Genomic DNA, 23,481 nt, shown 5'->3' on the forward strand with positions numbered 1-23,481 from the left:
GCGTCGGGAGCGCCACAGCCCCTGAATTGCGTCGCGAATTTGTCCGGCTACTTTCTTTGGTAACTGGCGACATTGCCTTGCGCAGCGCGCGCGGCGTCGACCGGAATCGGCAGCGGCGAGGGCGGCGCGATCTCGTCCCACAGCGTCACGCTGCTGCCGTTGCCGCGCATCAGTTGCGGCGTCGCCGCTACCATCACCATGCCGAGCGCACCGCCGCGTTGCCGCGACAGCACCTGGTCGTCGAGCGAAATATCGTTCACGGATGTAGCATCGGCCGGCGTACCCAGTACTTCGCGGGCAAGCTGACGGCTTTCAGGCGCCGTGGCGGTGATGACAGCCATCGCGTCCGGCGAGGCCGCCGCTGCGGGCATCGTGCTCGCGAGGGCGGCGGAGCCGGCATCGGCGGTATCGGTCGGATCGGCGGATTGAACTAGAACGGACTCCTGGGCATTGACGCCGGCGGGCAGTGCGATAAGCGCCCCAGCGGTGCAAAGCGCTGCGCAAAGTGCGGCGCAAGGCGCAATTCTGCTCATATCAATGCGGAAAGCGAGGCGCATGATGTGTCTCCTTGGTACATGGCATTTAGCGAAACGTGTGCCATGGGTCGCAATCCATTGATGCCTCAGGATGCGACCCGAAAACCGCGGAGTAACAATTGGGAAATTGGAGCAAAACGTTTCAGCGCTGAAACGGTAGGCAGAAAATACCTGCAATTCGTAAATCGCGTAGGTACGAACTACCTTGGGTGAACGTCAGGAAAAGCGCTTCCACATGCTTTTATTCGTAAGCTTAATACCTGTGTATTACCCGCTCAGCCGTGCGGGTGTAAGGAGCCCCCGATTAAATTCGCATAATTGTTTTCCAGTTGGCGCGCATATAGTAAGCTCTCGAAAAAGAGCTTCACATTTAAAAAAGCCCGCTAACGGGCCGTCTCAAACACACACGCCGCTTTCTTTGGGATCAGCTGTCCGCACGGAATGGAATGGCCGTTCGGTTTTTGCGATTCGCGAATCCCGGATGAGTCAGCGTGTCTGAACCTGGGTTCAGGTGCGTGCGTCATCCTTAACGTTCGTTGACGAGAGGATCTGAATAATGGAACCCGCAACGCGGCAACTCATTTACGTTTCACGCGATCCGAGCCCGGAGCTGAATACTCGCTTTCATCAGCGTGGCTGGCATGTCGAAGTCGTCGGGTCCGCGCGCGATGTGCGCCGTGCCGTTCGCGCCGGAATGGCAGCGGGCGGACTGCTTGATCTGTCCAGCCATTTTCAGTCACACGAAATCGCCGCATTCGAGTCTTGCCTGACGATGCCGAACGTCGGCTGGGTCGCGACCACCATGCCGGGACAACTGCAGGATGCCGCCTTGCGCCGGCTCGTGCGCGACTATTGTTTCGACTATGTAACGGTGCCGTATTCGGGCGACAGGATCGTCGATTCGGTCGGTCACGCGTACGGCATGATCTCGCTGGGCGAACCCGCTTCGAACGATGGGGCGCAAGGCGCCGAAGGCGAAATGGTCGGCTCGTGCGATGCGATGCTCGCGCTGTTCCGGTCGATCCGCAAAGTGGCGATGACCGACGCGCCGGTGTTTATCTCGGGCGAGTCGGGCACCGGCAAGGAACTGACCGCGGTAGCGATCCACGAACGCTCGGCGCGCCGCAGCGCACCTTTCGTGCCGATCAATTGCGGCGCGATTCCGCCGCATCTATTGCAATCCGAACTATTCGGCTATGAGCGCGGCGCGTTTACCGGCGCTAATCAGCGCAAGATCGGCCGCGTGGAAGCGGCCAACGGCGGCACGCTGTTTCTCGACGAAATCGGCGACTTGCCGCTCGAAAGCCAGGCGAGCCTGCTGCGTTTCCTGCAGGAACGCAAGGTGGAGCGGCTGGGCGGCCATGGTTCGATCGACGTCGACGTGCGCATCATTTCGGCCACCCACGTGGATATGACGGCCGCGATGATCGAAGGGCGATTCCGTTCTGATCTGTATCACCGCCTGTGCGTGCTGCAAATCGACGAACCGCCGCTGCGCGCGCGTGGCAAGGATATCGAATTGCTTGCGCGGCATATGTTGGAGCGTTTCAAGAAAGATGCCAGCCGCCGTTTGCGCGGCTTCGCGCCCGACGCGATCGCGGCGCTGCATAACTACGGCTGGCCGGGCAATGTGCGCGAATTGATCAACCGGGTGCGGCGCGCGATCGTGATGTCGGAAGGGCGCGCGATCACGGCGCGCGATCTGGAACTGGCCGAGTATGTCGAGATCGTGCCCGTATCGCTCGCGCAGGCGCGCGAAGCGGCCGAGCGTCAGGCGATCGAGTTGGCGCTGCTGCGTCATCGCGGGCGTCTGGGCGATGCCGCGCAGGAACTGGGCATCTCGCGCGTGACCTTGTACCGCCTGCTCTGCGCGCACGGCATGCGCCATATGGAAGGCGAGCCGCTGGTCACGCCGCACGGCGATTTGCCGGCTTCGGTGCCGCATCTCTGACAGGCCGCGCGCGTCCCGCTCGCCGGGCTGTGCCGCTGACCATTTCCGCTTTCCACAAGCCGCGACCGGGCGCGGCCCGGCTACGCTTGTTAAAATCGGGTTTTCCGCTCATCTCCGCGGCGCGCCTGCGCGCCGGCCGAAGGAACCCGCATGAAACAATACCTCGACCTCGTCCGCACGATTCTCGACACCGGCACGTGGCAGGAGAACCGCACCGGCATCCGCACCATCAGCATGCCGGGCGCGATGTTGCGCTTCGACCTCCAGCAGGGCTTCCCCGCGGTCACGACCAGGAAGCTGGCGTTCAAGTCGGCGGTGGGCGAACTGGTCGGGTTTCTGCGCGCGTCGCGCAGCGCGGCGGATTTTCGCGATCTCGGCTGCAAAGTGTGGGACGCCAACGCCAACCAGAATCCGCAATGGCTCGCGAATCCGTATCGCGAAGGCCCGGACGACCTCGGCGACGTGTACGGCGTGCAGTGGCGCCAATGGCCGGCCTACAAGGTGCTGGACGCCACCGCCAGCGCACAGCTGGCCGACGCTACCGCGCGCGGCTTTCAGGTCGTCACCGAATTCGACGAAAACGGCAGCCGCAAAGTGCTGCTGTACAAAGCGATCGACCAGTTGCGACAGTGTCTCGACACGATCATGCAGAATCCCGCCGACCGGCGCATTCTGTTTCATGCGTGGAACCCCGCGGTGCTGGACCAGATCGCGTTGCCGGCTTGCCATCTGCTTTATCAGTTCCTGCCGAACGTGGCGCGCCGTGAAATTTCGCTATGCCTGTACATTCGCAGTAACGATGTCGGGCTCGGTACGCCGTTCAATCTGACCGAAGGCGCCGCTTTGCTGCATCTGGTTGGCCGGTTGACGGGTTATACGCCGCGCTGGTTTACCTACTTCATCGGCGATGCTCACATCTACGAGAATCAGCTCGATATGTTGCAGCAACAGCTCACGCGCGAGCCGTACGAGAGCCCGGCCTTTGCGATCGCGGATCGCGTGCCGGACTATGCGCAAACCGGCGTGTACGAGCCGGAATGGCTCGAGAAGATCGAACCGTCGGATTTCTCGCTGGTCGGTTACCGCCATCACGAGCCGCTGACGGCGCCGATGGCGATCTGAGCGTCTGACGGCCTAGGACAAAGAAAAACCCCCGCGATGCGAATCGCGGGGGTTTTTCTTGCTGCCGTCAAACAATGAGGTTCGACCGCGCTTAGCCCTTGTGATGCTCGTCACGGTTGCCGCCACCCGAATGCTGCTCGGTGTGCTGCGGCGCCGGTTGCGGGTGCGGTTGCTGCTGCACCTGCTGCGGACGCGGCTGCGGCTGTGGCGCCGGCTGCGGATGGAATTCCGGACGCGGTTGCTGCTGCATCTGTTGCACCTGCGGGCGAGGTTGCTGCACCGGTTGCGGACGCGGCTGCGGCGCTGGTTGCGGATGGAACTCCTGACGCGGTTGGGGCTGCTGCACCTGTTGTACCGGTTGCGGACGGAACTCCTGCTGCCGCGGCGCTTGCGGCTGGGCGTGGAGTTCCGGCGGGCGCGGCGCCTGCGGTTGCGGTTGCGGCTGACGCTGTACCTGCTGCGGTTGCGGCTGACGCTGTATCTGCTGCGGTTGCGGTTGCGGCTGACGCTGTATCTGCGGCGGTTGCGATTGCGGATGGAATTCCGGCTGGCGTGCTTGCTGGGCGGCAGCGGGGTTGTCCGCCGGGCGCGGCTGGCCGTGTTGTTGCTGGGCCGTCATGGCAGGGTTCTCCGTCGGACGCGGTGCGCCATGCTGCTGCATCCCTGCGTTAGGTTGCGCGCCGGGTTGCGGCGCGAAACCCGGCTGTCCTGCCTGCTGCTGCGGGCCGCCATGCTGCTGCGCTTGCTGGGCCATCGGCGTGTGCGGCTGTGTCCATGCCGGCTCGTGACGACCGTTCGGCGGATTCGCACCTGGCTGCTGGGCCGCCGGCAAGTTCGCTTGCCCCGGCATCCCGCGTTGCGGCTGCTGCTGCGCAAAGCCGTTCGGATTGCCGCCGCCCGCTTGCGGCGGACGCGGCACGCCGTTGGTCGGATGAACGGACTGGCCGGGCTGTGGCCGCTCATTAGCCATTTGCGGCGGCATGCCCGGCCGCGCTTGCGCTTCGCCGCCATGCTGCGGCTGACCGTTGAACGGCGCCTCACCCGGCCGCTGCCCGGCCTGTTGCATTGCGTTAGGCGCGCCCGACGTACCAGGCGCAGCCGGCGCACCCGGCGCCGCGCCCGGCGTCCGGCCGGCGATATGCGATTGCACGACCCGCACGTTCTGCGCCGGCATCACGCCCGGAGCGCCCGCGAAGTGCGCCGGCACGGAAGTCCGCACGATCGGCTCACCTGCGCCCGGCACCCGTCCGCCGCTCTGCGCAAAACGTTGCGCGAGGTTATCGTGGTACGTCGCCGGTGTGCCCGGATTGCGCGTTGCAACAACCGCACGCGATGCCGCTTCGGCAGGCGGCCGGTAGTTCGCATTACGCAGCCCCGGCCCGAAGCTTTGCCGCACCGGCGCGATCCCCGGGGCTCCCGGATTGATCCGTGCATTGCGCCATTGCTGCGGATCGACCTTCTGCGCAAAACGCGCAACTGGTTGGCCGTGCACGAAAGCCGTCGCCGGCACCGCGGTCACGGCACCCGGCGCGCGATAGTTGATGTACGTGTTGTGAGTGTTGACGTTGTGGTTGTAGTTGTTGACGATCGTCGTCCGGTTGACGCGATCGTAGTAACGCGGGCTCCAGTGATCGTGATCGCCCCAGTGCGGATGCCACGGCTCACCCGGGCCGAGCGGGAACCAGGCGCAGCCGGCCGCGACCGCACCGCCGATCGCGAGGCTCACGCCCCAGTTGACCCCGCCGCCACCGCCGCCCACGAAGGCGACCAGCGCCGGCGCGTATACGGGCGGTTCGCTGACCACGACCGGGCCCGGCACCCATGCCCACGCGTTGTCTTCATAGGCCCAGCGGCCGTAGTGGTAGGGCGCGAAGCCCCAAGGCGCGTCGTCGACCCAGGTCCAGCCCCACGGCGCCTGCCATACCCAGTGCCCGTCGTGATAAGGCGCCCAGCCGGCGGGCGTTGCATTCGGCACCCACACCTCGCCGTATTGCGGACTGCTGCGCCACGTACCGTTGGCATCGAGATCCTGGTAGCCCGGGATCTCGCGCGACACGTAGCGCGCCGACACCGAGCGATCTTCCGCGGCGTCGCGGCTCGCGGCCCATTGATCGAAGCCGTCGAGCCCGGGCGCGCCGTTGTCGGCGACCTGTTGCAGGTTGGTGCCGGCAAAGCGGATCTGCTGACCGGCGGCGATCGGCACCTGGCCGCTGTCACCGTACACGGTTGCGTTGCCGCTGCGTACGGTGACGGTGGTGCTGCTGCCGTCCGGCGCGACGTCGACGCGATAGTCGCCGGGGCCGTTCAGGTCGAGCGCCAGATTCGGCGTGTCGATCTCGTACGACGAGCCCGGTGCGAGCTCGCGCACGCGGGCCGACAACGTACCCTGCGCGACTTTCAGTTGTGCGCTGTTGTCGTCGAGATTCAGCAGGTCGAGGCTCGTGGACTGGCCGAGGCGCACCGCGGTCGAGCCGATGTGCAATTCGGAGCGCGCGTTCTGGTCGTTCCACAACTGGTCGCCGGTCGTGAGCGGGCGATTGATCTGCGCATACGACCAGTCGGTCGCGCCGGCCGGTTCGGTGGTCACGGTGCCGGCCGTGTAATTCAGCCGCGCGACGCGTCCGGGCGGATCGGTGTTCTGGCTGGCAGCCGCCTGTGCTGCGGCACCCGGCGGCGCCTGCTGGATTTCCTGCGCGAGCGTGGCTTGCGCCGCGAACATGAAGGCGGCGGCGATCAGCGTATAGCCGGTGACGCGCGGCGTCGAATGGGGGTATGCGGTGCCTGTTCTCATGGGTTATCTCCAACGAACGCCGCATTTTGCGGCATCCGTGAAATAACTCTACCCGTACGCTTTGTTTCAAGGCCCCCAGTTTTGTAAGGCCACCTCACCAGCATGTAACAAAAGGTCTCAATGCCTTTGTTTGTAAGGCGACTGCGGCATTTCTGTCATTGAAACGGGGCCGATATACCGCTTCACGCGGCCAGAAACGCATCGAAATGCCGATGACCGGCCGGCGTGATGCGCAGAATGCGCGGCCGCTCCGTACGCTCGACCCAGCCATGGGCCGACCACGAATCGAGCAGCGCCGCGCCGAGTGCGCCGCCCAGATGCGGACGCCGCTCGCTCCAGTCGGGGCAGGTGCAGGCGAAGCGGCGCCGAAGGGTCTGCTGGGCGCCCACGTCGATACCCCATTCGGCGAAGCGGGCGGCGCCGTCGGCGGTTGCTTCGAGCGACGTGCCGTGCAGCGTCAACAAGCCGCGCTCGACCAGCCGTTCGAACACGCGCACCGACAATTCGCCCGCCATATGGTCGTAGCAGGTGCGCGCATAACGCATGTCGAGCGGCACGGTCCGTACCGGGCGCGGCACGGGCCGCTGCTGCGCGCTGACTTGCGCGACGTTGGCAAGCGCTTCGATCGACGCCGCGATATCCGGCGACGCGATCCGGAAGTAGCGATGCCGGCCACGCACTTCTAGCGCGAGCAGGCCGCCGTCGGTCAAGCGCGCAAGATGGGCGCTGGCCGCCGACGGCGACAGCCCGGCGATCATCGTCAGCTCGCCGGCCGGGCGGGCGCTGCCGTCCATCAGCGCCCATAGCATCGCGGCGCGGCCCGGGTCGGCGAGCAGCGCGCCGATCCGGCTCAAGCCCGGGAAGTGATTCTGTTCGTCTGCGAGGGGGGCGGGCATCGGGCGTCTCCGGTGGGTGGCGCGGGCACGGCGCCATGTAGTCCACTGTATGTGTCTGCGGTATTCGATGTTTCAGCTTAGCGTGAATGATGGAATGCAGCAGCTACGAAAAGACGGTGGCGCGGGCCGCCAGTGCGGCCTGCTGAGCGGCGCCGGGCCGCCAGGCTAGAATCGAAGCCTGTCTTTGCAGGAACACGCTGTCATGAAACTTCTTCTTGCTCTCGTCGCCGCAGCCTTGCTGCTCAGTGCGTGCGCGCAGGGCGGTTCGGGTTCGCCGGGTCCGGGTATGGGCAGCATCACCATGTACGGCACCATCGACGAAGGCGTCACCTTTCATAAGTAAGCCCGATGGTCGTGATCGCGGTTTGTGGCGGGTCATGAAGATGGCTGGCTGGAATTGATGCATCATTGTCATTTCTGCCATCACCGGCCGTGTGACGATTCAGGCATCGCCACTTCCGCCGCCCGAGGCCCGATCGATGCCGCCATCCGCTGCTGCCACTTTTTCCGCCGCTGAGGCCGATTCCCGTCATTCCGATCCGCACGGCCGGCGCGCCGCGCGCGTGCTGGCGGTTTGCCAGGCGCTGTACACCTCGTCCGTTTCAATCGATCTGACGCTGACCGGTCTCGTCGGCTATACGCTCGCCGACGACAAGGCGTTCGCGACGCTGCCGTTTTCGCTGATCACCGTCGCTGCCGCGCTGACCACGATCTTCGCGTCGTTCCTGATGGCGCGCATCGGGCGGCGCGCGGGCTTCATGCTCGGCGCGGGCGTCGGCGCGCTGGGCGGCATGGTGTCGGTATGGGCGATCTTTCACCACAGTTTCTGGGCGTTCTGCGCCGGTACGGCAACGGTCGGCGTGTTTCAGGCGTTCGCGCAGTATTACCGGCTGGCGGCTGCCGATGCCGTCGGCATCGACGGTAAAAGCCGGGCGATTTCGACGGTGCTCACCGGCGGCGTGGTGGCCGCCGTCTGCGGGCCGCTGCTGGCGGCGTGGAGCAAGGACTGGCTCGCGCCAGTCGCGTTCGCGGGCTCGTATGCGCTCGTCACCGGCTTCGGCCTGGCGTCGATGGCGTTGCTGGCGCTGCTGTATCGCAACGCCGTGCCGTCCGCGAGCGCGACGATGGCTCACGCGCCCGCGCGGCCGCTTGGCGAGATCGTGCGTCAGCCGATCTTCGCCGCGGCGCTCGCCAACAACGCGCTCGGCTACGCGGTCATGATGTTCGTGATGACCGCGACGCCGATTGCCGCGGTCGCCTGCGGCCACACCATCGGCGACGGCGCGGCGATCATTCAATGGCATCTGGTCGGCATGTTCGCGCCGTCGCTGTTTTCCGCGCGGCTGATCAAGGGTTTCGGCGTGCTGCCGGTGATCGGTGCGGGGATCGCGCTGTCGGCGCTGTGCGGGGTGTTCGCGTTGCGTTCGACCGATCTGCCGCACTTCTACGCGGCGCTCGCGTGCCTTGGCGTGGGCTGGAATTTCATGTTTGTCGGCGGCACGACGCTGCTCGCGCAATCGTATCGTCCGTCCGAGCGCGCCAAGACTCAGGCGGCCAGCGAATTCACGACCTTTGCGTGTTCCGCGCTGGGTTCGCTATCCGCCGGGCAATTGCTCGCGCATTTCGGTTGGGCGACGATCAATGCGGCGGTTTTTCCGCTGCTGGGCGTGGCGGCGCTTGCGACGCTCGGGTACGCGTGGTCGCGAAAGCGCTCGGCGGCGGTGCTTTCATGATGCCGGTTCGCCACATCGTCTTCGCGGTCGCACCCGAGCTCGTGCTGCTCGACGCGAGCGGGCCGCTCGAAGCGTTCTGCCGCGCCGAACTGACCGTTGCCGCAGCCGTTGCTGCCGAATCCGGCGGCAAGCCCGTGGCGCCGGTGGCCTACCGCACCACCGTCGCGTCGATCGACGGCGGCGTGCTGCAAACCTTTCCCGGCCTGCCGGTCGTCACCGAGCGGCTCGACTCGCTCGACGACCAGGTGATCGACACGCTGATCGTCCCCGGCGTCCCGATCGACGAACACAGCACCTTGCAGCCGGCGCTCGTCGCGTGGATCAAACGCCGCGCGCCGCAGGTGCGCCGCGTCTGCTCGGTGTGCACCGGCGCCTTCTATCTCGCGGCAGCGGGCCTGCTCGACGGCCGCCGCGCGACGACCCATTGGCGCAACGCGGCAAACCTCGCGCGCCGCTTCCCCAAAGTGCAGGTGGATGCCGATCCGATCTTCATTCGCGACGAGCGTGAAAGCACGGATCAGGGTCCGGGCGGTGTGATCTGGACGTCGGCGGGTGTCACGGCAGGCATCGATCTGGCGCTCGCGCTGATCGAAGAAGACGTGGGCCACGCGGTCGCGATGCAGGCGGCGCGGCGTCTCGTCGTATTCATGAAGCGGCCCGGCGGCCAGTCGCAATTCAGCGCGGCGCTGGCGGCACAGGCATCGGCAGGCGGGCCGTTCGAGGCGCTGCATAGCTGGATGGCGGCGCATCTGCGCGATGATCTGTCGGTCGAGCGGCTGGCCGAGCGCGCGCAGATGAGTCCGCGCACTTTCGCGCGGCGCTACGCCGACGAGGTCGGCCGCACGCCGGCGAAAACCGTGTCGGCGCTGCGGTTGGAGGCGGCCTCGCGCGCGCTGGCGGAGTCGCGCCGGCCGCTCAAGCGGATCGCGCTCGATTGTGGTTTCGGCAGCGAACAGAACTTGCGGCGCGCGTTTGTGCGGCGTTTCGGCGTGCTGCCGCTCGATTACCGGGAGCGCTTTGCGTCGGCGGTGGTGCCGCCGCGCGTGGCGGCTTCGGCGGCGGGTTGAGCGGCGATGCGAACGGCGAGTCGGCCTATCTCGCGACGAAGTCAATATTGCGCTCGTATAATCGGCTCCTTTCAATGCATCCGATTGACCGGAGTCAAGATGAGCACCCCTGCCTTAGCGCCGTTGGACCGTTCCGAAACCACTTTCCGCTTTCTCGCCGAGCCCAGCTCGGTCAACTTCGGCGGCAAGGTGCACGGCGGCGCCTTGATGAAGTGGATCGACGAGACGGCGTATGCGTGCTCGGCGGTGTGGTCGGGGCGCTATTGCGTGACGGTCAGCGTCGGCAACATCCGGTTTCGCCGGCCGATTCTGGTCGGCAATCTGGTCGAACTGCGTGCCCGGGTTGTCGCGACGGGCCGCACCAGCATGCATATACACGTGTCGGTGCAGGCGGGCGATCCGAAGGGCGGCGAGCTGCTGCAAACCACGGATTGCCTCGTCGTCATGGTCGCCGTCAACGAAAACGGCCACCCGGTGCCGGTGCCCGCGTTCATGCCGCAAACGGATGAACAGAAGCGTCTGGCGAAGTACGCGATGGACGTGAAGGAAGCGCTCGACGCGATCGTCGAACTCAAGCCGGAAGAAGTGGCGCAGGGGAAGGTTTAAGCGTCTCTTCGGATATCACAGGCGTGACAGGCGTCATGGGCAGGCCGCGCGATGAGTCTGTTGGCGCAGCCCGCCGCCAGGCTCACAGCGGCATTCGACCCGATCAGGCCGCCGGATGCCCGACCATATCTTTCGGCCGCACCCATTCGTCGAACTGCTGCTCGGTGACGAAGCCGAGCGCAAGCGCCGCCGCCTTCAGCGTCGTGCCTTCCTTGTGCGCCTGCTTGGCAATCTTCGCGGCTTTGTCGTAGCCGATGTGCGGATTGAGCGCCGTCACCAGCATCAGCGATTCGTTGAGCAACGTATCGATACGCTCGCGATTCGGCTCGATCCCCACCGCGCAGTTGTCGTTGAAACTGTGTGCGCCCTCGGCGAGCAAACGGATCGATTGCAGCACGTTGTGCGCGATCATCGGCCGGAATACGTTCAACTCGAAGTTGCCGCTCGCACCGCCGATATTCACCGCGACGTCGTTGCCGAACACTTGCGCGCATAGCATCGTCAATGCTTCGGACTGGGTCGGATTGACCTTGCCCGGCATGATCGAGCTGCCCGGTTCGTTCTCCGGAATCGACAGCTCGCCGAGCCCGCAACGCGGGCCGCTCGAAAGCCAGCGGATATCGTTGGCGATCTTGTTAAGGCTTGCGGCCACCGTTTTCAACGCGCCGTGCGCGAACACCAGCGCGTCGGCCGCGGCCATCACTTCGAATTTGTTTGCCGCCGATATGAACGGCACGCCGGTCAGCCTGGCGATCGCTGCGGCGACCTTGTCCGCGAACTGCGGATGCGCGTTCAAGCCGGTGCCGACCGCCGTGCCGCCTTGCGCGAGTTCGTACAGATGCGGCAGCGCCGATTCGACATGACGGATGCCCTGATCGAGTTGCGCGACATACCCTGAAAACTCCTGGCCGAGCGTGAGCGGCGTCGCGTCCTGCAAGTGGGTGCGGCCGATCTTGACGATGTCGGCGAACGCTTTCGCCTTACCGTCGAGCGTGTCGCGCAGGACTTTAAGCGCGGGCAGCAGATGCTTGACGATGCCATAGGCGGCGGCCACGTGCATGGCGGTTGGAAACACGTCGTTCGAAGACTGGCCGCGATTAACATCGTCGTTCGGATGTACTTTGCGCGCTTCGCCGCGCTCGCCGCCGAGCAGCTCGCTCGCGCGATTCGCGATCACCTCGTTGAGATTCATGTTGGTCTGCGTGCCGGAGCCGGTTTGCCAGACCGCGAGCGGGAATTCGTCCGGATGCTTGCCGTCGACGATTTCGTCGGCGGCCTGCATGATCGCCTTGGCTTTGCCTTCGTCGAGCACGCCGAGGCCCAGGTTCACTTCGGCGGCGGCGCGCTTGATCACGGCCAGCGCGGTGATCAGTTCGGGTGATTGCTTCTCGGTCGAAATGCGGAAATTCTGCAACGAGCGCTGCGTCTGCGCGCCCCAAAGCCGGGCGTTCGGTACAGCGATTTCGCCGAACGTGTCGCGCTCCATTCGTACGTCTTCGGTCATGGTTCCACTCCGCTTCTCAAAGTTGTGCGTTGACAGGCAATAGGGAGAATAGTCCCGTTAGCGCATTCCGGTTAAAACCCGCTTGCGGGTCGAAGATGTAAGTGCGCCGGGCGCCGTCCTCGACGTCGGTCCAGACGAGCCGCGACAGCGGCGCGCCGATCGAGCGCAGATACGCGAGTTGCGCGTCGTCCGCGAGCGTTACGCGATAGCTTGCTTCCGGCGCGATCGAGTTATCGAATATATGCGCGACCTGTTCGGCGAGCGGCGGACTGTGAATCACCAGCGCCAATTCAGTGTTCAGATGAGCCGAGCGCGGATCGAGATTCATCGAGCCGATCACCAGAATCCGGCGATCGATCACATAGGTTTTCGCGTGCAGGCTGGCTCGCGAACGTGAACCGCCGATGCCGGACCCGGCTTCTGGCGTGTTCTGCTGCGGTTTGAATTCATACAACTCCACACCCTGTTGCAGCAACGGTATGCGAAACGGACTGTAGCCGGCTTGCACGGCGACCGCGTCGGTCGCGGCGAGCGAGTTGGTGAGGACTGCCACGCGCACACCGCGCCGCGTCAGCTGGCCTGCCGCTTTGACGCCCGCTTCGTGCGGTACGAAGTAGGGCGAAACGATGAGAAAATCTTTGTGCGCGTCCTGCATCAGTTCGGCGAGCCGCTTCATGGGCGGACTGACGTAGTCCGGCGACGGATGTTCGATCTTTTCCGGCACGTCTGCTTTGAATTCGGCCGGTGCCCACGTCAGGCCGAGCTGGTTTCGCGCGATTTGCGAGGCAAGCGGCGTGGCATTCAGCGGCTTCGCGTTGTACGGATCGGCATAGGTGCGCCAATGCTGGCGAAGCTCGTCGCGTGTTGCATCGAGTTCCTTCGCATCGAACTTCTGCTTGTTCAGCACGCGTAGCGGATAGGCGAGGCTGCTGTTCCAGTAATCGTCGAAGCTGGCGGAGATGTCGGCGGTGATCGGGCCAGCAGCCAGCACGTCGATGTCGCGGAACTGCAGCGTGTTGCTGGCGCTGAAATATTCGTCGCCGAGATTGCGGCCGCCGACAATCGACACCTGGTTGTCCGCGGTCATCGCCTTGTTGTGCATGCGGCGCGTGAAATGACCGATCCGCGTGAACAGGTTGGCGGTGCGTTCGAACACGTCTTCCTGCGCGCTGCCGAACGGATTGAACACGCGGATCTCGATGTTGTCGTGCGAATTCAGGCCGGCCATCACGCGGTCAATGTCCTTGAAGTTCAGATCGTCGACCAGCATGCGGACTCTCACGCCGTGATCGGCTGCATAGAGTGCGGCGCCGAGCAACAGCTTGCCGGTGGTGTCTTCGTTGGCGACGTAGTACTGCATGTCCAGCGTTCTGGTCGCCGCGCGGGCGAGTGCGATGCGCATTTGCAGTGCGTCGGTGCCATTCGACAGTACTCGAAAACCTGACTGGTTCGGGTGGGTGCGCTCTAGCGGCGCAAGGGCCGTGCGAAGCGGCGTTGTTTCGGTTGCGGGCAGTGCGTGGGAGATTGGGCGGTCGAACGCGGTGGCAGGTGGTCTGCTTGCGCAGGCGGACAAAAATGCTGTTGCGCAGCACAGCAGGAAGAAACGTCTCATCGCGGTCAGGGCGCTGCCGCGGGCGAACTGATGCCGCTGTGCGGCCTGGGGGTCCTGGTTTTGATGCCACGGCACGATGCTTTCTCCCTTGTTGATCTTCGCGGCGCTTTTTGTCTGTGCACTACGGCATTCAACACCCGCTCGCCATCCGGATGCGTAGACCCTTTAGCGGGACGTCCCGCCCAATAACAAGCAAGCAACGAGCCGGAAAGGTTATGCCACAACGAAAACAGTGCCCCCGGCAACGCCACAATAGGCATGAAGTAGCGCTTGCCGAGCGCCGCAATGTTCTTCCGCGTGCCGCCTACCACCGCGCCGATAATCAGCACAATCGCGACCATCGAGATCAGCGGCAGAATCGGCTCGATCTTGCGCACAATCTTGCCGGACTGATGATCGACGAAGGGCCCGATCACAATCGACAGCACAAAGAGAAACCCGCGCAGTGCGCGGGTTCAAACCCTTTCGGAGGCGTGTCAAGGAAGACACTGCTGAATCGTGGCGCCTGGCCAAGGCGCGGCCAACCGGCATTCCGTGCTTTGCCCAGATCATGCGGACTGGGCGGGCGGCGCGGCAGGCGTGGCCGGCACGCGCCGCAAGCTCAGCTTGTGAAAGCGCAGCGTCATCAACAGCGCGACGCTGGCGAGGCCCGCCGCGAGTCCCCACCATAGGCCGCGTGCGCCGAGACCGAAGTGAAACGCCAGCGTGTAGCCGGTCGGAAAGCCGATCACCCAATAGCCGAACGACGCCGCAATCATCGGCACGCGCGTGTCCTTCAAGCCGCGCAGGCAGCCGGAGCCGACCGTCTGCATGCCGTCGACGATCTGGAAGATCGCAGCCACGCCGAGCAGCGAACTGGCCAGTGCGACCGTCGCCGCGTTGGCCGGGTCGTCGAGATGCAGATATAGCCCGACGATCCAGTGCGGCGCGGCGATCAGCACGATGCCCGACAGCGTCATGAAGCCGACGCCGAGCGCCAGCGCGACGAAACCCGCATGCCGCGCGGCGAGCGGCTGGCCGGCGCCGGACCAGAAGCCGACCCGCACATTGGCCGCCTGGCCGATCGCGAGCGGCACCATGAAGGCGACCGAGGCGACGTTCAACGCGATCTGATGCGCGGCCAGTTGCGATTCGCCGAGCAACCCGACCATCAAGCCGGTGGCGAGGAACAACGTCGATTCGACGCCGTAGGTGATCGCAACCGGCCAGCCGATGCCGAATAGTTCGCCCATCAACGGCACGTTCGGCCGCGTCGCGACGACGAAATGTTTATAGCGCGGCCGCAGATGCAGCAGCGCCATCAAGACCAGCGCGCTCAACCAGACCGTGATCGTGGTGGCCGCCGCCGAGCCGAGAAAGCCCAGCCGCGGCAGGCCATAGGCGCCGTGGATCAGTCCGTAGTTGAGAAAGCCGTTCACGAATACGCCCGCGAGCGACACCCCCAGGAGCCGCCTCGCCGCACCGATCGCCGGCAGGAACGAGCGCATCAAGCCGACGCCGATCAGACTGCCGAGCGAACCCCAGCGCAGGACCGCCGCGTATTCGCCGACGTTGTGCGCGAGCAGCGCGGGCTCGCCGAACGCCAGCAGGATCGGTTTGGCGAACGACAGCAGGAAGAACGCCGGCACGGACAACAGCACGGAAAGTAGGAAGCCGGTCCAGTAGATATGCGGCACGCGGCCCTCGTCCTGCGCGCCGCGCGCGTGCGAGACGCTCACGCTGACCGAGGTCAGCACGCCTTGCAGCAGTGTGACCACGACAAAGAACAGGTTGGCGCCGAGGCCGCCGGCGGCAAGTGCGTCGGGACCGAGCGAGCCGAGCAGGATCGTGTCGGTCACGCCCATTGCCATTTGCGAGAGCTGCGCGATGGCGAGCGGTGCGGCGAGACGGGCGGTGTCGGCGGCGTGCCGGGTCAGGGTCGGCGGCCGGACGGCCACCCGGGAGAAGCCGGATTGAGTCATTGAGCGCTTAACGGCGGAAGTGGCGACGGACCGACGGTGAGCGGAACCGCGGCGATGACGGCGGCGCAACACGGGATGGCCGCCGGGCGCGCAGGGTCGCTGTCAGCTAACTGTTTGTCTGTCGAAACCTACAGCTTATTGCTTGGGCGCGGCGATGTCGATGGAGCAGGCACAATTTTGGTGCGCATGCGGACTCCGGATTCTCGGGGTGCCGCGTTCCCACACATCAAGCTTCGTGCACCGCGATCCGCGTGTCGCCGAGCAGCACCACCTGACCCGCGCGGATCTTGCAGGTCTTACGCGTTTCGACCCGGCCGTCGACGGCCACCGCACCATCCGCGACCATCATTTTTGCCGAGCCGCCGCTGTCCGCGAGGCCCGTTATCTTCAGGAGATTGTGCAGTTCGACATAATCGCCGGTCAGTGTGAAATCGAGGTTTGGCATGGCGTTTGCGCCTTCAGGCAAAGGGTTCGCATCATAAGCCAGAAGCTTGCCCTGGATCGAAGTCGATGTGCGCATTCAACCGCGTGCAGGCAATTGCAAGCAGATGTTATGTACTTGTCAGAAAATGAAACGTTCCGTAACACTGGGCGTTTTTCATGAACTTCACTCAGAAATGGCAGGTCGGTAGAGAAGCCTGCTGGATTTTTCCCACGTTTTCCAGTGGCTAGCAGACCGGGCGAGGCACGCATCGATGCGTTACGCCAGACACGATGCCCGTTCCTGACAGCCTTAGAGAGGAACAATCATGACCCAGATTCGTACGCTCCTGATCGGTACCGCCCTCACTGCCTTTGCCGCGACCGCCGCTGTCGCGCAAACCGCCGCGCAACCGGCCGCCGGCATGTCCGGCCAGGCACAGGTTCAGACCCAAGGCGCCGATCTCGCGCCCGCAGCGCCTGCCGCGCAGGGCGTGCAGCCGGCAACGCCTGCGCCGACCCGTCTGACGGCGCCGGGCTCGACCGATCCGCTGGTTCAGAAGCGCGACGCCGACGCGCAGGCTAATGCCGAATACCGGACGCAAAAGAAGTCGTCGAAGGCCGAGCTGAAGGAACAGCAAAAGGCTGCCAAGTCGCAATACAACCAACAGGTGCGCAACGCCAAGATCAACCAGAAGGCGGACAAGCAAGCCGCCAATAACGAAATGAAGATGAACATGCAAGGCCAGGCCGCCGATCAAGATAACGGCGCAGATGTGAAGCACTAACGAAGGAAGCACCAGTCGCGCTGTGCCGAGCCGCTGATGGCGTGGCGCAGCGCCTGAAAGAAGACGCTTGCACCGCAGAAGTGACAGGCGTCAGTCGAAGGGGGCAAGTGTCTTGCTCCCTCGCTGCAAAAATGGTCCGGTGCGCGCCTGCGCCCGGGCCATTGCTTTTGCGCCGGCCCTTGCGCGCTTGCGCGGCGCCGCGGCCGGGGAGTCGCCGCGAAAAAAGGTCGCTTGCCGGCTGGGGTTGTATGGATATACAGTATGCGTCGCCCGTTCTTTAACTGGTTTCACCCCACCACGCCTGCGCCCAATCCACTGTGCCCACCGTCGCCGAATCCCCGCTGCCGTTCGATACCGCCGCCTGGCTGGCCAAGCTCAACGACGCGCAACGCGAAGCGGTCGAGTACGGCGCCGGCACGCCCAACGAGCCCCTGGGCGCGTTGCTGGTGATAGCGGGCGCGGGTTCGGGCAAGACCAATACGCTGGCGCACCGGGTCGCCAATCTGGTGGTCAAGGGCGCCGATCCGCGCCGCATACTGCTGCTGACATTTTCACGCCGCGCCGCGCTCGAAATGACCCGCCGCGTCACGCGCATCGCCGGCGCGGCGCTTGGCACGCGCGCCGCGCTGGCGCAGGGGCTGACGTGGTCGGGCACCTTTCACAGCGTCGGCGCGCGGCTGTTGCGCGAGTACGCGGAACTGATCGGCCTCGCGCCGGCCTTCACGATCAACGACCGCGAGGATTCGGCCGACCTGATGAATCTCGTGCGCCACGAGCTCGGCTTGTCGGCGAAAGAGCGGCGCTTCCCGGCGAAGGGCACGTGCTTCGCGATCTACTCGCGCGTCGTGAACACCGGCGCGTCGCTTGCCGACGTGCTCAATCACGCGTTTCCCTGGTGCCGCGAGTGGGAAGCCGATCTGCGCATGCTGTTTGCCGCCTACGTCGATGCGAAGCAGAAGCAAAACGTGCTCGACTACGACGATTTGCTGCTCTACTGGTCGCATATGGCCACCGAGCCGTCGATCGCGGCGGATCTGTCGGCGCGCTTCGATCACGTGCTGGTCGACGAGTATCAGGACACCAACCGCTTGCAGGCGTCGATCCTGCTCGCCCTGAAGCCCGATGGCCGTGGGCTGACGGTGGTCGGCGACGACGCCCAGTCGATCTATTCGTTTCGCGGCGCTACCGTACGCAACATTCTCGATTTTCCCGCGCACTTCAATCCGCCCGCCAAACAGATCACGCTCGAGCGCAATTACCGGTCGACCGGGCCGATTCTGGCAGCGTCGAACGCAGTGATTGAACTCGCCAGCGAGCGCTACACCAAGAATCTATGGACCGACAAGGCCTCGGCGCAGCGCCCGCGTCTGGTGACGGTCGCCGACGAAGCGGATCAGGCCCGCTACATCGTCGAACAGGTGCTCGAAGCGCGCGAGCAGGGCATGAAGCTCAAGTCGCAGGCGGTGCTGTTTCGTGCCGCGCATCACAGCGCCGCGCTCGAAATCGAACTGACCCGGCGCAACATCCCGTTCGTGAAATTCGGCGGCCTGAAGTTTCTCGATTCGGTGCACGTCAAGGATGTGCTGGCGGTGCTGCGCTGGGCGGAGAATCCGCGCGACCGCGTCGCCGGTTTTCGCGTCGTGCAATTGCTGCCGGGCGTCGGGCCGGCCACCGCGGCGAAGGTGCTCGACGAGGTCGTCGCGCACGCCGGTGCCGGCAATCCGGCGGATACCGCCGGCGCTGCGCTGGCCGTGTTCGCGCCGCCCGCTCGCGCGCAGGAAGACTGGCATCCGTTCGTGAAGCTCATGGCGAGCGTGTACGGCCGGCAGACGCCCTGGCCGGCGGAGTTCGAAATGGTGCGGCGCTGGTACGAGCCGCATCTCGAGCGCAACCACGAGGACGCGGCGATCCGTCACGCGGACGTGTTGCAGATGGAAAGCATCGCGGGCACGTACCCGTCGCGCGAACGCTTTCTGACCGAATTGACGCTCGATCCGCCCGATGCCACCAGCGACGAATCCGGCGTGCCGCTGATCGACGAGGACTACCTGATCCTGTCCACAATCCATTCGGCGAAAGGGCAGGAGTGGCGCAACGTGTTCGTGCTGAACGGCGTCGACGGCTGCATTCCGTCCGATCTCGGCACCGGCAGCGACGAAGAAATCGACGAGGAGCGTCGCCTGTTATACGTGGCGATGACGCGCGCGAAGGAAGATCTGCATATCGTCGTGCCGCAGCGTTTTTACGTGCACAACCAGACGCATATGGGCGACCGTCACGTGTGGGCGTCGCGCACGCGCTTTATTCCGGCGTATCTGATGTCGCTGTTCGACGCCTATGCGTGGCCGCGCGTGCCGGTGCCGAGCGCGCCGACAGCGGCGGGGCTGGCCGCGGCTGCGCAGGCCAAGATCGAGATTGGGGCGAAACTCAGGAAGATGTGGGATTGACGCGGTTCGGCGGGGTTGGAAGCCGCGGGTCGTGTGGCCTCCCGGCGACTCAAGCCGCGCCGGCCATCCCGGCGGCCGTTAGCGCGACTGCCGTTGTTGCGGCTGTTGCGGCAGCGGACGCGGCGGCACGAAGAAATTGCGCAGCCATGCGGCGAGGCGCGAGAACACGTCGTACGGTTCGTCGACGAAGATTTCCGGCTTTAGCAAACGCAGATACTCCATGATCTGCTGCGCTTCCTGCTTCTGGAACGAGCCGTGCGAAATGCCCAGGCGCAGCAGCCCGCGCAGTTCGCCAAGCTTTTCGCGCGCGGTGCTGCCCACGCTCGTTTCGCACGCCACCTTGGCTTCGTACACGCGCTGGCGCAACGATTCCACCAGCCGCCAGGCCGGCGTCTGCATGACTTCCTCGAGCGCCTGAATGTCCTGTGCGGCGCTTTTGATCTGCGCCGCCAGCGGATCGATCAGCACCGCGTCGCCTTCCGCTTCCTTGACGATCGCAGCCGCCCAGTCGCGGCACTGCTTTGCCAGCTCTTCCGGCGTCCATTCCGAACGCGCCGCGAAGCCGAAGCCGAACTCACCCGCCTGCCGCATCAGGATCGCGACGACGTCCGGGAATTCCTTGTCGAGCGTGCGTTTTGCCCACGCGTACTGACCACCCTGCAACATCCGCTGCACCGCGTGTTCGGTCAGCGGCACCATATTGTCGAGCAGCTTGGCGCGCAAAAAGTCCTCGAAAGACGGCGTCGCGAACTGCGGATCGAGCTTCAGCGATACCCGCAGAAAAGCGTCGAAATCCTTGCGCAGCGTCGCAATGGTCTCGTCTTTGAGTGTGAGGGTGATTTGACCCATGTGTTATCCCGTTTGGTCCTGCCGCGCTGCATCGTCATGCCGTCCGTTCGCACACGGACCCCGTGAGACGCGACGCCAATGCCGGCGCGGTTGATTCCTGCCTGTTGCCGCGTAACCAGCGGGACGCATCCCGACGAGCGGACCTCGACTTCATAACGGCGGATTCAGGGAAAACTTAAGGGTGTGGGGCGATCGGCGGTGGCTTTTAGAGCGATGCGTCGGCGCGGGGCGCGGGCGCGGCGCCTATGCCTGCTTCGACGCCCTGTGCACTTATTTAAGCACGACACACTGCCAGACAAAAAAGACCGTCAGGCCGACCGCGATGGTCAGGAGTGGCCGCCGCGTCAGCGCGCTGACGACGATGGCGGCCAGCGCCCCGACCAGTTGCGGATTGCGCCAGCTCAACTCGGCGCCGTTGGCGTGCGGCGAGACCGCCATCGGCACGATGATCGCCGTCAGCACGGTGACCGGCACGAAACCGAGCGCGGTGCGCAAGAGCGGCGGAAACACCAGCCGGTCGCCGAGCACGAAGACGGCGGCGCGGATCACCCACGTGATGACCGCCATACCGAAGATCAGGACGACGTAGCGCATTGCGACGCCTCCGCGGTTTCCTGCGAGGCTCCTTGCGAGATTTTCCGCGGGCTTTCCCGCGAGGTTTTGCTCGAATTTTCGCGGCTACCCCGCGTGCCTCGCCCAAGTCGCGGCGTCGACAGCAAGACACCGATTGCCACGCCCGCGAACACCGCGCCGAGCAACCCGAGTTTGTACGGCCACGCCTGCCAGAAGAACGCCAGCGCGCCTGCGGTGACGGCGGCGGCGAGATAGCGCAGCGCGACGAGTTGCGGCACGACGATCGCGATGAAGGTGGCGACCATCGCGAAATCGAGCCCGAGCGATTGCAGGCCCGGAAAGGCCGCGCCGAACAGCAGGCCGGCGACCGTCCAGATCTGCCAGTTCAGATACATGGCCAGACCCGCGCCGAAGAAATAGTGCGGGCCGACCGTGCCGGGCGTCCGATGCCGGTAGTGTTCCCACGCGACCGCAAAGACTTCGTCCGTGAGGAGCGCGCCGAGCGCCCAGCGCCAGCGTGCCGGCAGATGCGCGACATGCGGCGCGAGCGTCGCGCTGTACAACACGTGGCGCAGATTGACGACGAGAGTGGTCGCCCAGATCACTGCAAAGCTCGCGTGACCGGCAATCAGGCCGAGCGCGATGAACTGGGCGGAGCCGGCGAACACGACCAGCGACATCAACTGGCCATGCCATAGATGTAGCGGGCCGGTTGCGACCAGCGTGCCGAAGATCACGCCGAAGGGCGCCGCGCCGACCATCATCGGGATGATGTCGCGCGCGCCGGCGGAGAATTCTTTTAAGTGGCCTGCGTGCGAGGGCTGGCCTGGGTTGGGGTGGGTCAATCTTGCCTCCTGGATTCGGGAAGCATAGCGAGCGGTTCCGATCCGGGCTTGTACGTTCTTGCGGTGGCGCCTCAAGTGCCCTGCCAGCGTCCGGGCGGCACGCCGAACATGCGGCGGAAATGCCGCGTGAAATGGCTCTGATCCGTGAAGCCGCTGGCCGCGGCGACATCCGTCACGGAAACGCCGGCGCGCAACGGCGCCAACGCACGCTGCAAGCGCACCTGGTTGCGCCACGCATGCGGCGGCAGGCCGGTAGTCTGCGCGAAGAGGCGCGCCGCGTGAAATGGCGAGAGTCCCGCCGCCTGCGCGACTTCGGCGAGTGTGACCGGCGCCGCGAGGTCGCCGGTCAGGCGCTCTTTCATGGTCGCCACGCGGGCGTCGTCCGTCGCGACGCGCGACGGTTCCGGCTGCGTTTGCGAGTAGCGGACCAGCAGCGTGGACAAAGCGTCGAGCATCGCGGCTTCGGCGGCGAGCGGATCGTCGCCGGCCTCCAGCAAACGATGTGCGCGCGCCAGCCGCTGCGCCAGGTCGGGGTCGCGGATCACGCCGGGCGCAAACCACGGCAAGGCTTGCGGCCGGCCGGCAACTTCATTGGCGAGCGCGTGGATGAAGTCGACCGGCGCGTACATCACGCGATACCGCCAGCCCGCCTCGACCGCCTTCGAGCCGGTGTGCAACTCGCCAGGATTGATGATCGGCACGCTGCCCGCTTCGGCGACATAATCCGCGCCACGATACCGATAGCCCTCGGCACCCGCGACGATCACCGGAATCGTGTATGCGTCGTGCCAGTGCGGCGTGAACTCGTGATCGTGATATTCGGCCGTGAGCAGGTCCGCGCCGGGCAAAAGCGGCGTGCGCCAGTAGCGGGCGGAATCCTGGAAGCGATGGGCGGTCATGATTGAAGTCTGGCAGGACCGGTCAGTTTAGCGCGCTGTGGCCGCTGCCGGTGCGTTTGCCAATGCGTCCGTCGGGTGTGTTTTGCCGTAGCGTGGCGATCACTTGAGCGGGATCGTGGTGCCGGCCGGCATCGGCACGGCGGTCACGCTGTTTTTCGCGCTGCCGGTGGCGATGCGATCGCTGTAGGTCAGATAGACGAGCGTATTGCGCTTCGCGTCGACCACGCGTACCACGTGCAGCGACTTGAAAATCAGCGACATGCTCACGGAGAACACATCGGATTGCTGCTTCACGGGTCCGGTAAAGCGAATCGTGCCGATCTGCCGGCAGGCGATCGACGCTTCAGTCGGATCTTCGGCGATGCCGAGCGTGCCTTTGATGCCGCCGGTGCGTGCCCGCGACACGTAGCAGGTCACGCCGGCGACGAGCGGATCGTCATAGGCTTCGACGACCACCCGGTCGGAACCCGTCACGCGGAAGTTGGTATTGACGCTGCCGATTTCTTCGCTGTGTGCGAGCGCCAGCAACAGGGCGCAGGCGGTGGCCGCGAGCGAGACACGCAACAAGGTGGATTTCATCGGATTGCCGGGAATGAACGCGAGAGTTAGGCGCGAGGGTCGGACACGAGACGCGCACGGAGAAACGCCATCGTATAACGGGTGTGCCGGTCAAAGGGCGAGGGCGAACGATATAGGCCGTTCGCCGCCCTTGCATCGAGACTTAAGCGAGTCACCGTCCTCCCGGAACATTCGATCCAGCGAAGCAAAACAAAAAGGCCCGCACGGATGCGGGCCTTCGAAATTTTGGCTCCTCGACCTGGGCTCGAACCAGGGACCTACGGATTAACAGTCCGGCGCTCTACCGACTGAGCTATCGAGGA

19 protein-coding genes, 1 tRNA gene and 2 pseudogenes are annotated in these 23,481 nt (G+C 65.1%); 8 read left to right on the forward strand and 14 right to left on the reverse strand.

Annotated elements, in window-relative coordinates; genetic code table 11:
• Nucleotides 1-47: 47 nt before the first annotated feature.
• A complete protein-coding gene (locus tag SB772_RS32950; protein ID WP_410837322.1) occupies nucleotides 48-557 on the reverse strand; it encodes a hypothetical protein in 510 nt (169 codons plus the stop codon).
• A gap of 535 nt (nucleotides 558-1,092) precedes the next feature.
• Between SB772_RS32950 and SB772_RS32955 the strand changes: the two genes are divergently transcribed.
• The gene (locus SB772_RS32955; RefSeq protein ID WP_410837323.1) at nucleotides 1,093-2,487 is read left to right on the forward strand and encodes a sigma 54-interacting transcriptional regulator; all 1,395 of its coding nucleotides are present in this window, start codon (nucleotides 1,093-1,095) and stop codon (nucleotides 2,485-2,487) included.
• A 150-nt stretch (nucleotides 2,488-2,637) separates the two neighbouring features.
• Nucleotides 2,638-3,609, forward strand: coding sequence for a thymidylate synthase (locus tag SB772_RS32960; RefSeq protein ID WP_410837324.1), 972 nt, complete (start codon nucleotides 2,638-2,640; stop codon nucleotides 3,607-3,609).
• A 91-nt stretch (nucleotides 3,610-3,700) separates the two neighbouring features.
• Here SB772_RS32960 and SB772_RS32965 read toward each other — a convergent pair whose 3' ends face one another.
• Both SB772_RS32965 and SB772_RS32970 read right to left on the reverse strand, forming a co-directional pair.
• Nucleotides 3,701-6,400: a DUF6600 domain-containing protein gene (locus SB772_RS32965; RefSeq protein ID WP_410837325.1), complete on the reverse strand. Its 2,700-nt coding sequence runs from the start codon at nucleotides 6,398-6,400 to the stop codon at nucleotides 3,701-3,703.
• A 182-nt stretch (nucleotides 6,401-6,582) separates the two neighbouring features.
• Entirely contained in the window at nucleotides 6,583-7,296 is a 714-nt protein-coding gene (locus tag SB772_RS32970; protein ID WP_410837326.1) for an ArsR/SmtB family transcription factor, read from the reverse strand.
• Between the two features lie 202 nt (nucleotides 7,297-7,498).
• Here SB772_RS32970 and SB772_RS32975 point away from each other — a divergent pair, with 202 nt between their 5' ends.
• The 4 genes from SB772_RS32975 (at nucleotide 7,499) to SB772_RS32990 (ending at nucleotide 10,702) form a co-directional block, all read left to right on the forward strand.
• The gene (locus SB772_RS32975) at nucleotides 7,499-7,639 is read left to right on the forward strand and encodes a hypothetical protein (protein ID WP_410725042.1); all 141 of its coding nucleotides are present in this window, start codon (nucleotides 7,499-7,501) and stop codon (nucleotides 7,637-7,639) included.
• Between the two features lie 136 nt (nucleotides 7,640-7,775).
• On the forward strand, nucleotides 7,776-9,029 hold the full coding sequence (locus SB772_RS32980; RefSeq protein WP_410837327.1) for an MFS transporter: 1,254 nt from the start codon (nucleotides 7,776-7,778) through the stop codon (nucleotides 9,027-9,029).
• Nucleotides 9,029-10,096: a GlxA family transcriptional regulator gene (locus SB772_RS32985; protein ID WP_410837346.1), complete on the forward strand. Its 1,068-nt coding sequence runs from the start codon at nucleotides 9,029-9,031 to the stop codon at nucleotides 10,094-10,096. Before SB772_RS32980 ends, SB772_RS32985 begins: the two co-directional genes overlap by 1 nt.
• Before the next feature lie 99 nt (nucleotides 10,097-10,195).
• Nucleotides 10,196-10,702, forward strand: coding sequence for an acyl-CoA thioesterase (locus tag SB772_RS32990; protein ID WP_410837328.1), 507 nt, complete (start codon nucleotides 10,196-10,198; stop codon nucleotides 10,700-10,702).
• 103 nt (nucleotides 10,703-10,805) lie between these two features.
• Here the strand turns inward: SB772_RS32990 and fumC are convergent, their stop codons facing one another.
• The 5 genes and pseudogenes from fumC to SB772_RS33015 all read right to left on the reverse strand — a co-directional run bounded on the left by fumC (nucleotide 10,806) and on the right by SB772_RS33015 (nucleotide 16,224).
• The gene (gene fumC / locus SB772_RS32995; RefSeq protein WP_410837329.1) at nucleotides 10,806-12,206 is read right to left on the reverse strand and encodes a class II fumarate hydratase; all 1,401 of its coding nucleotides are present in this window, start codon (nucleotides 12,204-12,206) and stop codon (nucleotides 10,806-10,808) included.
• A 16-nt stretch (nucleotides 12,207-12,222) separates the two neighbouring features.
• The gene (locus SB772_RS33000) at nucleotides 12,223-13,893 is read right to left on the reverse strand and encodes a phospholipase D family protein (protein WP_410837330.1); all 1,671 of its coding nucleotides are present in this window, start codon (nucleotides 13,891-13,893) and stop codon (nucleotides 12,223-12,225) included.
• 50 nt (nucleotides 13,894-13,943) lie between these two features.
• A pseudogene (locus SB772_RS33005) lies at nucleotides 13,944-14,252 on the reverse strand (bile acid:sodium symporter); the annotation flags it as partial.
• A 114-nt stretch (nucleotides 14,253-14,366) separates the two neighbouring features.
• A complete protein-coding gene (locus SB772_RS33010; RefSeq protein ID WP_410837331.1) occupies nucleotides 14,367-15,779 on the reverse strand; it encodes an MATE family efflux transporter in 1,413 nt (470 codons plus the stop codon).
• A gap of 226 nt (nucleotides 15,780-16,005) precedes the next feature.
• Nucleotides 16,006-16,224: an RNA-binding S4 domain-containing protein gene (locus tag SB772_RS33015; protein WP_410837332.1), complete on the reverse strand. Its 219-nt coding sequence runs from the start codon at nucleotides 16,222-16,224 to the stop codon at nucleotides 16,006-16,008.
• Nucleotides 16,225-16,528: 304 nt separating this feature from the next.
• Here SB772_RS33015 and SB772_RS33020 point away from each other — a divergent pair, with 304 nt between their 5' ends.
• Nucleotides 16,529-16,987, forward strand: coding sequence for a hypothetical protein (locus SB772_RS33020; RefSeq protein ID WP_410837333.1), 459 nt, complete (start codon nucleotides 16,529-16,531; stop codon nucleotides 16,985-16,987).
• Between the two features lie 317 nt (nucleotides 16,988-17,304).
• Nucleotides 17,305-19,434 (forward strand): ATP-dependent helicase, encoded by a 2,130-nt coding sequence (locus tag SB772_RS33025; protein WP_410837334.1) that lies wholly within the window; start codon nucleotides 17,305-17,307, stop codon nucleotides 19,432-19,434.
• Between the two features lie 78 nt (nucleotides 19,435-19,512).
• Here SB772_RS33025 and SB772_RS33030 read toward each other — a convergent pair whose 3' ends face one another.
• The 6 genes and pseudogenes from SB772_RS33030 to SB772_RS33055 form a co-directional block, all read right to left on the reverse strand.
• Nucleotides 19,513-20,283, reverse strand: coding sequence for a DUF4088 family protein (locus SB772_RS33030; RefSeq protein WP_410837335.1), 771 nt, complete (start codon nucleotides 20,281-20,283; stop codon nucleotides 19,513-19,515).
• Between the two features lie 270 nt (nucleotides 20,284-20,553).
• Nucleotides 20,554-20,877 carry an AzlD domain-containing protein gene (locus SB772_RS33035; RefSeq protein WP_410837336.1) on the reverse strand — a complete coding sequence of 108 codons (324 nt, stop codon included), beginning with the start codon at nucleotides 20,875-20,877 and terminating at the stop codon, nucleotides 20,554-20,556.
• A gap of 71 nt (nucleotides 20,878-20,948) precedes the next feature.
• Nucleotides 20,949-21,701: pseudogene (locus SB772_RS33040) on the reverse strand (AzlC family ABC transporter permease); the annotation flags it as partial.
• 71 nt (nucleotides 21,702-21,772) lie between these two features.
• Nucleotides 21,773-22,600 carry an AraC family transcriptional regulator gene (locus tag SB772_RS33045; protein WP_410837337.1) on the reverse strand — a complete coding sequence of 276 codons (828 nt, stop codon included), beginning with the start codon at nucleotides 22,598-22,600 and terminating at the stop codon, nucleotides 21,773-21,775.
• A gap of 99 nt (nucleotides 22,601-22,699) precedes the next feature.
• On the reverse strand, nucleotides 22,700-23,179 hold the full coding sequence (locus SB772_RS33050; RefSeq protein ID WP_410837338.1) for a CreA family protein: 480 nt from the start codon (nucleotides 23,177-23,179) through the stop codon (nucleotides 22,700-22,702).
• Nucleotides 23,180-23,405: 226 nt separating this feature from the next.
• Nucleotides 23,406-23,481 (reverse strand) — tRNA-Asn (locus SB772_RS33055).

Source organism: Paraburkholderia sp. SIMBA_030 (genome assembly GCF_046535245.1).
Lineage (GTDB): Bacteria > Pseudomonadota > Gammaproteobacteria > Burkholderiales > Burkholderiaceae > Paraburkholderia.